The organism is Citrobacter sp. L55, assembly GCF_002850715.1.
GTDB lineage: Bacteria > Pseudomonadota > Gammaproteobacteria > Enterobacterales > Enterobacteriaceae > Citrobacter > Citrobacter braakii.
On the sequence record NZ_KZ559411.1, the window covers coordinates 39,552 to 51,763 of the forward strand.

Consider the following 12,212-nt stretch of genomic DNA (forward strand, 5'->3'; position numbering starts at 1 on the left):
AAAAAGGTTCTTTTTGATGGCCAATAATACCACTGGATTCACCCGAATTATCAAAGCTGCAGGCTATTCCTGGAAAGGTTTTCGCGCCGCATGGATCAATGAGGCGGCATTCCGCCAGGAAAGCGTTGCCGTACTGTTGGGCGTAGCCATCGCCTGCTGGCTGGACGTCGACGCCATTACCCGCGTGCTGTTGATTGGTTCCGTGATGCTGGTGATGATCGTTGAAATCCTCAACAGTGCGATTGAGGCGGTGGTTGACCGTATTGGCTCTGAGTATCACGAACTTTCCGGTCGGGCGAAAGATATGGGCTCGGCAGCGGTATTGCTGTCTATTTTTGTCGCTCTGATCACCTGGGGCATCCTGTTGTGGTCGCATTTGCGATAAAGATTCCACAACAGCATAAATCTCCTGTTTTTTGTGCAGTTTGCGGTTCCAAAATCACCTTTAGCTGTATATACTCACAGCATAACTGTATATACACCCAGGGGGCGGAATGAAAGCGTTAACGGCCAGGCAGCAAGAGGTGTTTGATCTCATTAGGGATCACATCAGCCAGACAGGTATGCCACCGACGCGTGCGGAGATCGCGCAGCGTTTGGGGTTCCGTTCCCCAAACGCCGCTGAAGAACACCTGAAAGCGCTTGCGCGTAAAGGCGTCCTTGAAATTGTATCCGGCGCATCGCGCGGTATTCGACTGCTGCAGGAAGAAGAAGAAGGGTTACCGCTTGTCGGACGCGTAGCGGCAGGCGAGCCACTGCTGGCGCAGCAGCACATCGAAGGCCACTATCAGGTCGATCCTTCACTGTTCAAACCGAACGCCGATTTTCTGCTGCGCGTCAGCGGTATGTCGATGAAAGACATCGGTATTATGGACGGTGATTTACTGGCTGTGCATAAAACTCAGGATGTGCGTAACGGTCAGGTCGTTGTTGCCCGTATCGACGACGAAGTCACCGTTAAGCGCCTGAAAAAGCAGGGCAACAAAGTTGAACTCCTGCCTGAAAACAGCGAATTTAAACCTATTGTTGTGGACCTGCGCGAGCAAAACTTCACTATTGAAGGGTTGGCGGTAGGCGTCATTCGTAACGGTGAATGGCTGTAATTTTCTGTTGATTCCCTGTAGGCCGGATAAGACGTTTACATCGTTATCCGGCAACTTGCCCGGTGGCGCTACGCTTACCGGGCCTACACAGCATCTTTTTTCAGTACATCTAACTTCTTCTCAGGCTCTCCTGTATGCCTTTCTTTACCTCTTCTGATAAAGCACTCTGGCACCTCGCCTTACCGATGATCTTCTCCAATATCACCGTTCCCCTGTTGGGACTGGTGGATACCGCGGTGATTGGTCATCTGGATAGTCCGGTCTATCTTGGCGGCGTTGCTGTTGGCGCCACGGCGACCAGCTTTCTCTTTATGCTGCTACTTTTTTTGCGCATGAGTACCACCGGCCTTACCGCGCAGGCATTTGGCGCAAAAAATCCGCAGGCGCTGGCGCGCGCGTTGGTGCAGCCGCTATTGCTGGCGCTGGGCGCGGGGCTGCTTATCGCACTGTTTCGGACGCCGATTATCGAGCTGGCTCTGCATATTGTCGGCGGAAGTGAGGCGGTACTGGAGCAGGCCCGACGTTTCCTGGAAATCCGCTGGTTAAGCGCACCTGCGTCGCTGGCGAATCTGGTGCTGCTCGGCTGGTTGCTTGGCGTTCAGTATGCGCGCGCGCCAGTTATCCTGTTGATTGTCGGCAATATTCTCAACATTGTGCTCGATTTATGGCTGGTAATGGGCCTGCATATGAACGTGCAGGGGGCGGCGTTAGCGACGGTGATTGCCGAATATGCCACGCTGCTGATTGGCCTGATGATGGTACGCAAAGTCCTGCATATGCGTGGAATTTCGCTGGCAATGTTGAAGCTGGCGTGGCGTGGTAACTTCCGTCGTTTGCTGGCGCTCAACCGCGACATCATGCTGCGTTCGCTGCTTTTACAGCTCTGCTTTGGGGCCATTACGGTTCTGGGCGCGCGTTTGGGAGGCGACATCATCGCGGTTAACGCCGTTCTGATGACTCTGCTGACGTTTACCGCCTACGCGCTGGATGGATTTGCCTATGCCGTGGAAGCGCATTCGGGTCAGGCCTATGGGGCGAGGGATGGCAGCCAGTTGCTTGATGTCTGGCGGGCGGCCTGTCGACAGTCCGGTATTGTGGCTATTCTGTTTTCGCTGGTTTATGCCCTGTTTGGCGAGCAGATTGTTGCGCTGCTGACCTCGCTGCCGCAAATCCAACTGTTGGCCGATCGCTATCTTTTTTGGCAGGTTGTTTTGCCGCTGGTGGGGGTATGGTGTTATCTGCTCGACGGTATGTTTATTGGAGCGACACGGGCTGCAGAAATGCGCAACAGTATGGCCGTTGCCGCAGCAGGGTTCGCATTAACGCTACTGGCTTTACCGTTGCTGGGAAATCATGGTTTGTGGCTGGCGTTAACCGTTTTTCTCGCGCTGCGTGGGCTTTCCCTGGCCTTTATCTGGCGGCGTCACTGGCGTAATGGAACCTGGTTTGCCTGAGCGGATGGTTAAAAATTCCGAATAGTAAATAAAACCCAGAATCCCTGACTACACTTATTCTCACGTCCAGCAAAAACAGCATGTGTCTGGACATGGCACTCTCGCTATTCACAACCTAACGATGAGGACTTGATGATGAATAAAGACGAAGTCGGCGGTAACTGGAAGCAGTTTAAAGGTAAAGTGAAAGAGCAATGGGGCAAACTGACCGATGATGATATGACGGTCATTGAAGGTAAACGTGACCAACTGGTCGGTAAAGTCCAGGAGCGTTACGGTTACGCGAAAGATCAGGCGGAGAAAGAAGTGACCGATTGGGAAAAACGTAATGATTACCGCTGGTAATTAACCCTTCCCTCCTGAGAGTACAAGGATGTACGCTCTCCCACCCGCTTAACGCCCAACTTTCTTCTTCACCTGAATCGTATGGTCATGCTGGCATTCGCCAGGGTGACGACATGACTCAACCTCCACACAGGCCGGGCATAGTCCGTGGGCTTCAATAACGTTATGTCGCAGGGCAAAGCCCATTTTTGCTGCCAGCGTATGCATGATGTCTTCCACGCCTTCCGCGCACTCTTCTTTTACCACACCACAGCGATCGCAAATGAACATTGCGGAACTGTGAGTTGGCTGATCGAACAGATGGCAAAGCACATAGCTGTTGGTGGATTCCACCTTGTGCACAAACCCTTGTTCCAGCAGAAAATCGAGCGCACGATACACGGTCGGCGGCTTGGCCTGCGGCTCGGTTTCCCGCAACAGGTCAAGTAGGTCGTAAGCGCTGATTGCGCCTTCCTGCAGGCTCATCAGGCGCAGCACTTCGAGGCGTTGTGGCGTAAGGCGTACGTTGCGTTGCGCACAGAGTTTTTCAGCTTGAGCCAATAACTCCTGCGTGGTGGTTTTGTCCATTTGGCGCCTCGATTTGCGTGCAAGGTTAATCCCTTACTTTAACATGTTCTGTTTAAAACACCGAGATCCACCACGGTGTGCTATACCTGACCCATCGCAATACTGGAAAATAATCATGAAAAGACCCGATTGTATTCGTCACTGGCGTGAAGTTGAGGGGGCTGATGACTCCACCTATCCCGACAGCGATGAGCTGTTTTCCATAGGTGCGCCGCTTGCCCGCAAGCTGGGGTTAGGGCGACTCGGCATTCATCATGAGCGCCTGCCGCCGGGCCGACGCACCTCGTATCCGCACGCTGAAAGCGATGAGGAAGAGTTTATCTATGTGCTGGAAGGATATCCTGAGGCCTGGATTAACGGTTATTTATGGAAGCTGGAACCGGGCGACAGCGTCGGTTTCCCGGCGGGCACCGGCGTGTGTCACACCTTTATCAATAACACCAGTGAAGAGGTACGTCTGCTGGTCGTGGGTGAGGCGAACAAAAAATACAATCGTATTTATTATCCGCTTAATCCGGTTTATGCCGCCACGCGTGAGGACCGTTGGGTCGACCATCCGCCGCAGTTTTTTGGATCTCACGACGGAAAACCGGGGCGTAAATAGCGCTTGTCGGGGAGCAGGGAGGGGGAACTGCGAGGATGTGGCTCACTATCGTAACGGTCTATGCTATAGTAGCGCCCCTTTTTTAACCGGATGCTTGAATATTCGCCATGCTGCCTGAATCTCAGTCTACCGCTTTTCCCGCTCATCGTTTTTCTATCGCGCCGATGCTCGACTGGACGGACAGACATTGCCGCTACTTTTTGCGCTTACTGTCCAGCCAGACGCTGCTCTACACGGAGATGGTAACCACCGGCGCGATCATTCATGGTAAAGGCGATTATCTGGCGTATAGCGAAGAAGAGCATCCGATCGCTTTGCAACTGGGCGGGAGCGATCCGGCTGCGCTGGCACAGTGCGCAAAGCTTGCTGAACAACGGGGCTATGACGAAATTAACCTCAACGTGGGTTGCCCTTCCGACCGTGTACAGAATGGAATGTTTGGTGCCTGTCTGATGGGAAATGCGCAACTAGTCGCTGATTGCGTCAAAGCGATGCGCGATGTGGTATCGATTCCGGTAACGGTGAAAACCCGTATCGGTATTGATGACCAGGACAGCTACGAATTCCTGTGCGATTTCATCAACACGGTCTCCGGTAATGGTGAATGTGAGATGTTTATCATCCACGCCCGTAAGGCCTGGCTGTCCGGGCTAAGCCCGAAAGAAAACCGCGAAATCCCACCGCTGGATTATGACCGTGTTTATCAGCTAAAGCGCGATTTTCCGCATCTGACGATGTCGATCAACGGTGGCATAAAATCGTTGGAAGAAGCGAAAATCCATCTGCAACATATGGATGGCGTGATGGTGGGGCGCGAAGCTTATCAAAACCCAGGCATTCTGGCGTCCGTTGACCGCGAGATTTTTGCTGTCACCAGCGAAGATGCCGATCCGGTCGCCGTAGTGCGTGCGATGTATCCGTATATTGAGCGTGAACTGAGTAAAGGAACCTATTTGGGGCATGTCACGCGCCATATGCTGGGACTGTTTCAGGGGATTCCTGGGGCACGGCAGTGGCGTCGCTATCTGAGCGAAAATGCGCATAAAGCCGGGGCAGATATTGAGGTTCTGGAACATGCGCTGAAGCTGGTGGCAAACAAACGTTAAGTTTTCGCCAAAAGTTAGTGAATTTCACCACGCCCTGCGCTTCGTCGTGGGGCGTTTGCTTTATAAATCAATATATTAATTTTGGCATGTTTCTTGTAAAGCTGTGGAGAGTATTTCATTTCGGGAGAGAGCCATGCTGGAACTACTTTTTGTGATTGGATTTTTTATCATGCTGATGGTCACCGGCGTATCTTTGCTGGGAGTGCTGGCCGCATTGGTGGTAGCCACTGTGGTGATGTTTTTGGGCGGACTATTTGCGTTGATGATTAAACTGTTGCCCTGGCTGTTATTGGCCGTTGCCGTGGTGTGGGTTATCAAGGCGATAAAAGCGCCAAAAGTCCCACAGTATCAGCGCAATAACCGCCGATTTTACTAAGGTATTGAGCGGTGTGTCACAACCTGCAACATTGCCTTTAGAAGCAAATAGGAATTGATTATCAAATCTGTCACTATTGCCAGGTTAACGAATTCATCGAGCTGTACCCTACATACAGCCGAACTAAAAAAAGAAAGGGCTTCCTACGGGAAGCCCTAATTCTTTCTTCCCCCTTCATAATTCAAACCGCAGGTTTGTTGGCGGCTTGAATTATTTAGCGGAAATGAGGGCGTTACGGGATCAACAAACTCGACCCCTGTGTGGCCCGGCTTTCCAGCACTTCATGAGCACGCTGCGCGTCGTGCAGTGCGAACGTCTGGCCCGGTGCGACATCCACTTTGATCACTCCGCTGGCAATCAGCGAGAAAAGCTCATTGCTGGCTTCGGTTAATTCATGGTGGTTGGTGATGTAACCCTGGAGTGAAGGGCGAGTCACGTACAGCGAACCTTTCTGATTCAGAATGCCTAAGTTAACGCCAGTCACCGGTCCGGAAGCATTACCAAAGCTGACCATGAGCCCCCGGCGCTGCAGGCAATCCAGTGAGGCTTCCCAGGTATCTTTCCCCACCGAGTCATACACCACCCGCACTTTTTTACCGCCAGTGATCTCTTTTACACGTTCTACAATGCTCTCTTCACGATAGTTAATGACCTGCCATGCGCCGGCCTGCAGCGCAATTTGCGCTTTTTGCGCATTACCGACGGTGCCAATCAGCTTCGCACCCAATGCTTTTGCCCACTGGCAGGAAATCATACCGACGCCGCCTGCTGCCGCATGGAACAAAAATGGTTCATCGGGCTGAATTTCATAGGTCTTACGCAACAGATAAAAAACGGTGAGCCCTTTAAGAAATGAGGCGGCAGCTTGTTCAAACGAGATAGCGTTGGGCAAAATAGCGGTTTTATCCGCCGGGACGTTATGCACTGAGCTGTAGGCGCCCAGGGGAGACTGAGCGTAAACCACGCGATCGCCGGCTTTAATGTGCGTCACTTTGCTACCGACTTTACTGACCACGCCTGCGGCTTCGGTACCCAGACCGCTGGGCAGAGAAGGCGGCGGATAAAGACCACTGCGGATATAGGTGTCGATATAGTTGATCCCAATCGCTTTGTTCTCGACCTGGATTTCATTTTCTGCCGGGTCTACGGGCGTAAACTCCACAGCCTTGAGTACATCAGGGCCACCATGCTTGTGAAATTCAATACGTGTTGCCATGCTTCCTCCAAAAGAAATGTGGTAATCTTTCGACCCAATCATTATCTCGGTAACTCCATTCACTATGGCAGGAAATAAACCCTTCAACAAACAACAGACTGATGCTCGTGAGCGCGATCCCCAGGTCGCCGGGCTGAAAGTACCGCCGCACTCGATTGAAGCGGAACAGTCGGTGTTGGGCGGTTTAATGCTGGATAACGAACGCTGGGACGATGTGGCCGAGCGTGTGGTGGCGGAAGATTTTTATACCCGACCGCACCGGCACATCTTCACTGAAATGCATCGCCTGCAGGAGATGGGAAAACCCATCGATCTGATCACGCTTGCAGAATCGCTGGAAGTTCAGGGGCAACTGGACAGCGTCGGCGGTTTTGCTTACCTGGCTGAGTTGTCTAAAAATACGCCAAGTGCGGCGAACATTAGTGCCTATGCGGATATTGTCCGCGAACGTGCCGTTGTTCGTGACATGATTTCGGTGGCGAACGAGATCGCGGAAGCCGGGTTTGATCCGCAAGGCCGTTCCAGTGAAGATCTGCTGGACCTTGCGGAATCCCGCGTCTTTAAAATTGCTGAAAGCCGCGCCAACAAAGACGAAGGTCCGAAAAATATTACCGATGTGCTCGACGCTACCGTCGCGCGTATCGAACAGTTGTTCCAGCAGCCACACGATGGTGTCACCGGGGTCAACACCGGTTATGACGACCTCAATAAAAAGACTGCTGGTTTGCAGCCGTCAGACTTAATTATCGTCGCCGCGCGTCCGTCGATGGGTAAAACGACATTTGCAATGAACCTCGTCGAAAATGCGGCGATGTTGCAAGATAAGCCGGTTCTTATCTTTAGTCTTGAAATGCCCTCAGAACAGATCATGATGCGTTCCCTGGCCTCACTCTCACGTGTAGACCAAACCAAAATCCGTACCGGTCAACTGGATGATGAAGACTGGGCGCGAATTTCCGGAACAATGGGTATTTTGCTGGAGAAACGAAACATCTATATTGATGACTCCTCCGGCCTGACGCCAACGGAAGTGCGCTCACGTGCCCGTCGTATCGCCCGCGAACACGGTGGTATCGGACTTATCATGATCGACTACCTGCAGCTGATGCGCGTGCCGTCGCTCTCCGACAACCGTACGCTGGAAATTGCTGAAATTTCCCGCTCGCTGAAAGCGTTAGCGAAAGAACTGCATGTGCCGGTGGTGGCGCTGTCGCAGCTTAACCGCTCTCTGGAACAACGCGCCGATAAGCGTCCGGTCAACTCGGATCTGCGTGAGTCCGGCTCCATCGAGCAGGATGCCGACTTAATCATGTTTATCTATCGTGATGAGGTTTATCACGAAAACAGCGACTTGAAAGGCATCGCCGAGATCATTATCGGTAAACAGCGTAACGGCCCGATCGGTACGGTGCGCCTGACGTTTAACGGTCAGTGGTCGCGCTTCGATAACTATGCTGGCCCGCAGTACGACGACGAATAACAACACTGAATCAGGTTACTCAAGCAAATACTTATCAAGGAATACAAATGCAAGCGGCAACTGTAGTCATTAACCGCCGCGCTCTGCGACACAACCTGCAACGTCTGCGTGAACTGGCTCCAGCCAGTAAACTGGTTGCGGTCGTGAAAGCGAACGCTTACGGCCATGGTCTGTTAGAGACCGCGCGAACGCTCCCCGATGCGGACGCTTTTGGTGTCGCTCGTCTTGAAGAAGCCCTGCGGTTGCGAGCGGGAGGGATCACGCAGCCCATCCTGCTGCTGGAAGGATTTTTTGATGCTTCCGATCTGCCGACTATCTCCGCGCAGCGTCTGCATACTTCCGTCCACAACCAGGAGCAGCTTGAAGCTCTGGAAGCCGCGGTACTGGCTGAACCGGTCACCGTCTGGATGAAGCTCGACACGGGAATGCACCGCTTGGGCGTGCGTCCGGAGCAGGCCGAGGCGTTTTATCAGCGCTTGACGCAATGTGAAAACGTGCGCCAGCCGGTCAATATCGTCAGCCACTTTGCGCGCGCGGACGAGCCTGAGTGCGGTGCGACCGAAAAGCAGCTCGATATCTTCAATAGCTTTTGCGCAGGTAAACCGGGTCAGCGTTCGATCGCCGCGTCGGGAGGTATTCTGCTGTGGCCGCAGTCTCACTTCGACTGGGCGCGTCCGGGGCTGATTCTGTATGGCGTATCGCCGTTGGAAAACCACTCTATCGGTGCCGATTTTGGCTGCCAGCCGGTGATGTCGCTCACTTCCAGCCTGATTGCGGTGCGTGAACACAAAGCGGGCGAGCCGGTTGGCTATGGTGGAACCTGGCTGAGCGAGCGCGACACGCGTCTGGGCGTGGTGGCGATGGGCTATGGCGATGGTTATCCGCGCGCAGCGCCGTCTGGGACACCGGTACTGGTCAATGGCCGTGAAGTGCCGATCGTCGGTCGCGTCGCGATGGATATGATTTGCGTCGATTTAGGTCCCGAGGCGCAGGATAAAGCCGGCGATTCGGTTATCCTGTGGGGTGAAGGCCTGCCCGTTGAACGCATTGCTGAAATGACGAAAGTAAGTGCTTACGAACTTATCACGCGCCTGACCTCAAGGGTGGCAATGAAGTACATCGATTAAGTTCATGATGTGCCGGATAAGGCGGTTACGCCGCCATCCGGCAATATTCCTCTCAACATCCTCTCGATCTTCTCCCGCTTCCGGTTTATTGTGTTCTTAACCCCTGCCTGTAAACCTGGAGAACCACACGTGTTTCAAAAAGTTGACGCCTACGCCGGCGACCCGATTTTATCGCTCATGGAGCGTTTCAAAGAAGATTCACGTAGCGACAAAGTGAACCTCAGCATCGGTCTGTACTACAACGAAGACGGCATTATTCCTCAGCTTAAAGCGGTGGCAGAAGCGGAAGCCCGACTGAATGCCAAACCGCATGGCGCTTCGCTGTATCTGCCGATGGAAGGCCTGAACACTTATCGCCATACTATTGCGCCGCTGTTGTTTGGCGCAGATCATCCGGTTCTCCAGCAGCAGCGCGTCGCAACGATTCAGACGCTGGGCGGCTCCGGTGCGCTAAAGGTTGGCGCAGACTTCCTGAAACGCTATTTCCCTGATTCTGGCGTGTGGGTCAGCGATCCGACCTGGGAAAACCACATCGCGATTTTTGAAGGTGCTGGATTCGAAGTAAGTACTTACCCCTGGTATGACAACACCACCAATGGCGTGCGTTTCAACGACCTGCTGGCCACGCTGAACACCTTACCGGCGCGCAGCATCGTACTGCTGCATCCGTGCTGCCATAACCCGACGGGTGCGGATTTAACCCCCGCGCAGTGGGATGGTGTCATTGAGATCCTGAAAGCTCGCGATCTGATCCCGTTCCTGGATATTGCTTACCAGGGTTTCGGCGGCGGAATGGAAGACGATGCCTATGCGATCCGCGCCATTGCCAGCGCCGGATTGCCTGCACTGGTCAGCAACTCATTCTCGAAGATTTTCTCTTTGTACGGCGAACGTGTCGGCGGACTTTCAGTGGTCTGTGAAGACGCTGATGCCGCCAGCCGCGTTCTGGGGCAGCTAAAAGCGACGGTGCGTCGTAACTATTCCAGCCCGCCAAACTTTGGTGCGCAGGTCGTGGCCGCGGTGTTGGGTGATGACGCGCTGAAAGCCAACTGGCTGGCGGAAGTCGAAGAGATGCGTACCCGTATTCTGGCGATGCGCCAGGCGCTGGTTAACGTATTGAATGCGGAGATCCCTGGTCGTAACTTTGATTACCTGCTGCAACAGCGCGGGATGTTCAGCTATACCGGGCTCAGCGCTGCTCAGGTCGATCGCCTGCGCGATGAGTTCGGTGTGTACCTGATAGCCAGCGGTCGTATGTGCGTGGCCGGGTTGAATCACGGTAACGTGCAGCGGGTGGCGAAGGCATTTGCCGCTGTCATGTAACCGGGTTTTTAGGCCTGATAAGCGTCGCGCCATCAGGCATTGTATTGCCGGATGGCGGTGTAATCACCTTATCCGGCCTACTTTCTTTCAGCGTGCTATTGGCCTGTTTTCCAATGTGATCATGCTCTTTTTCCAGGACAAAACCAGAGAAAATCCTTCCTTTCCCTCCTCCTAAGGGGTAAGGTCAGATAGTTTTTTGACCAGTTGTTAATAAAAAAATGATAACTAACTGACTACTTAGGGAAAAATATGCGCAAGTTTACGTTGGCACTGAGTGCCGTTTGTTTATTGTTCACGCTAAATCAGCCGGCCCAGGCGTTAGTTTCCTCTCCCTCTCAGCTTACTCCAGGCACCAACGTTGCAAAACTCGCTGAGCAGGCACCCATTCACTGGGTCTCCGTGGCACAAATTGAAAACAGCCTGACCGGACGCCCGCCGATGGCCGTCGGGTTTGATATCGATGACACCGTCCTCTTTTCCAGCCCAGGCTTCTGGCGCGGAAAAAAAACGTATTCTCCGGACAGTGAGGATTACCTGAAAAATCCGGCCTTCTGGGAAAAAATGAACAATGGCTGGGACGAATTCAGCATTCCGAAAGAAGTGGCGCGTCAGTTGATTGATATGCACGTGCGTCGCGGCGACAGCATCTTTTTCGTAACCGGGCGTAGCCAGACGAAGACCGAAACGGTGTCGAAAACGCTGTCCGATAACTTTCACATCCCGGCCGGCAATATGAACCCGGTAATTTTTGCCGGTGATAAGCCGGGTCAGAATACGAAAACGCAGTGGCTGCAGGATAAAAATATCCGCATGTTCTACGGCGACTCTGATAATGACATTACCGCCGCCCGAGATGTGGGTATTCGCGGTATTCGTATTTTACGCGCTTCTAACTCCACTTATAAACCGTTGCCACAGGCCGGCGCGTTTGGTGAAGAGGTGATCGTCAACTCGGAGTATTGAGGACGTTGCTTGCGATTGTTGGTTTTTTAAACAAATTTGCGTTACCTGCTTTTACCTTTTGCGGACTTGCTGCACACTGAATAAAAGATGTTCTCATTAGGCAATATGCTGGTAAGGGGAATTAAGATGACGAATTCGGAGTTGCTGCAATACTGCATGGCAAAAATGGGCGCCGAGCAGAGCGTACACAGTGACTGGAAGGCCACACAAATCAAAGTCGAAGATGTGCTTTTTGCCATGGTAAAAGAGGTGGAAGAACGCCCGGCGGTGTCACTGAAAACCAGCCCGGAACTGGCAGAGTTGTTACGTCAGCAGCATAGCGATGTACGGCCAAGCCGGCATCTCAATAAGGCGCACTGGAGTACGGTGTATCTGGACGGCTCGCTGCCGGATTCGCAAATCTACTACCTGGTAGACGCCTCTTATCAGCAGGCCGTAAACACGCTGCCGGAAGATAAACGCCGGATACTGGCGCAGTCCTGATCTGTTTTCCGCAATGAGGCGCCAGCGCCTTATCCGGCCTACAAGCAATTATGCATATTTTGTAG

14 protein-coding genes are annotated in these 12,212 nt (G+C 53.1%); 12 read left to right on the forward strand and 2 right to left on the reverse strand.

Features of this window, described 5'->3' with window-relative positions:
- Positions 1-16 precede the first annotated feature (16 nt).
- The 4 genes from B9P82_RS20835 to B9P82_RS20850 all read left to right on the forward strand — a co-directional run bounded on the left by B9P82_RS20835 (position 17) and on the right by B9P82_RS20850 (position 2,902).
- Positions 17-385 (forward strand): diacylglycerol kinase, encoded by a 369-nt coding sequence (locus B9P82_RS20835; protein WP_003826594.1) that lies wholly within the window; start codon positions 17-19, stop codon positions 383-385.
- Positions 386-494: 109 nt separating this feature from the next.
- Positions 495-1,103, forward strand: coding sequence for a transcriptional repressor LexA (gene lexA / locus B9P82_RS20840; protein ID WP_003826596.1), 609 nt, complete (start codon positions 495-497; stop codon positions 1,101-1,103).
- A gap of 134 nt (positions 1,104-1,237) precedes the next feature.
- On the forward strand, positions 1,238-2,557 hold the full coding sequence (dinF, locus tag B9P82_RS20845) for an MATE family efflux transporter DinF (protein WP_047357732.1): 1,320 nt from the start codon (positions 1,238-1,240) through the stop codon (positions 2,555-2,557).
- A gap of 135 nt (positions 2,558-2,692) precedes the next feature.
- Positions 2,693-2,902 carry a CsbD family protein gene (locus B9P82_RS20850; protein ID WP_019077869.1) on the forward strand — a complete coding sequence of 70 codons (210 nt, stop codon included), beginning with the start codon at positions 2,693-2,695 and terminating at the stop codon, positions 2,900-2,902.
- Positions 2,903-2,950: 48 nt separating this feature from the next.
- On the opposite strand, the gene zur is transcribed toward B9P82_RS20850, so the two are convergent.
- Positions 2,951-3,469 (reverse strand): zinc uptake transcriptional repressor Zur, encoded by a 519-nt coding sequence (gene zur, locus B9P82_RS20855; RefSeq protein ID WP_003031709.1) that lies wholly within the window; start codon positions 3,467-3,469, stop codon positions 2,951-2,953.
- A 115-nt stretch (positions 3,470-3,584) separates the two neighbouring features.
- Between zur and B9P82_RS20860 the strand changes: the two genes are divergently transcribed.
- From B9P82_RS20860 to pspG, 3 genes are all read left to right on the forward strand, one after another.
- Positions 3,585-4,073 (forward strand): cupin domain-containing protein, encoded by a 489-nt coding sequence (locus tag B9P82_RS20860; RefSeq protein ID WP_016155350.1) that lies wholly within the window; start codon positions 3,585-3,587, stop codon positions 4,071-4,073.
- A gap of 107 nt (positions 4,074-4,180) precedes the next feature.
- Positions 4,181-5,179, forward strand: coding sequence for a tRNA dihydrouridine(20/20a) synthase DusA (gene dusA, locus B9P82_RS20865; protein WP_101700865.1), 999 nt, complete (start codon positions 4,181-4,183; stop codon positions 5,177-5,179).
- 133 nt (positions 5,180-5,312) lie between these two features.
- Complete coding sequence (gene pspG / locus B9P82_RS20870; protein ID WP_016155352.1) at positions 5,313-5,555, forward strand: envelope stress response protein PspG; 243 nt, start codon at positions 5,313-5,315, stop codon at positions 5,553-5,555.
- Positions 5,556-5,787: 232 nt separating this feature from the next.
- On the opposite strand, the gene B9P82_RS20875 is transcribed toward pspG, so the two are convergent.
- Complete coding sequence (locus B9P82_RS20875) at positions 5,788-6,771, reverse strand: quinone oxidoreductase (protein WP_101700887.1); 984 nt, start codon at positions 6,769-6,771, stop codon at positions 5,788-5,790.
- A 64-nt stretch (positions 6,772-6,835) separates the two neighbouring features.
- Between B9P82_RS20875 and dnaB the strand changes: the two genes are divergently transcribed.
- From dnaB to B9P82_RS20900, 5 genes are all read left to right on the forward strand, one after another.
- Complete coding sequence (dnaB, locus tag B9P82_RS20880; RefSeq protein ID WP_003826610.1) at positions 6,836-8,251, forward strand: replicative DNA helicase; 1,416 nt, start codon at positions 6,836-6,838, stop codon at positions 8,249-8,251.
- A gap of 47 nt (positions 8,252-8,298) precedes the next feature.
- On the forward strand, positions 8,299-9,378 hold the full coding sequence (gene alr / locus B9P82_RS20885) for an alanine racemase (RefSeq protein ID WP_101700866.1): 1,080 nt from the start codon (positions 8,299-8,301) through the stop codon (positions 9,376-9,378).
- Between the two features lie 129 nt (positions 9,379-9,507).
- On the forward strand, positions 9,508-10,701 hold the full coding sequence (gene tyrB / locus B9P82_RS20890; protein WP_101700867.1) for an aromatic amino acid transaminase: 1,194 nt from the start codon (positions 9,508-9,510) through the stop codon (positions 10,699-10,701).
- Positions 10,702-10,950: 249 nt separating this feature from the next.
- Positions 10,951-11,664, forward strand: coding sequence for an acid phosphatase AphA (aphA, locus tag B9P82_RS20895; RefSeq protein WP_101700868.1), 714 nt, complete (start codon positions 10,951-10,953; stop codon positions 11,662-11,664).
- A 126-nt stretch (positions 11,665-11,790) separates the two neighbouring features.
- On the forward strand, positions 11,791-12,147 hold the full coding sequence (locus tag B9P82_RS20900) for an MmcQ/YjbR family DNA-binding protein (protein ID WP_016155357.1): 357 nt from the start codon (positions 11,791-11,793) through the stop codon (positions 12,145-12,147).
- Positions 12,148-12,212: the final 65 nt, after the last annotated feature.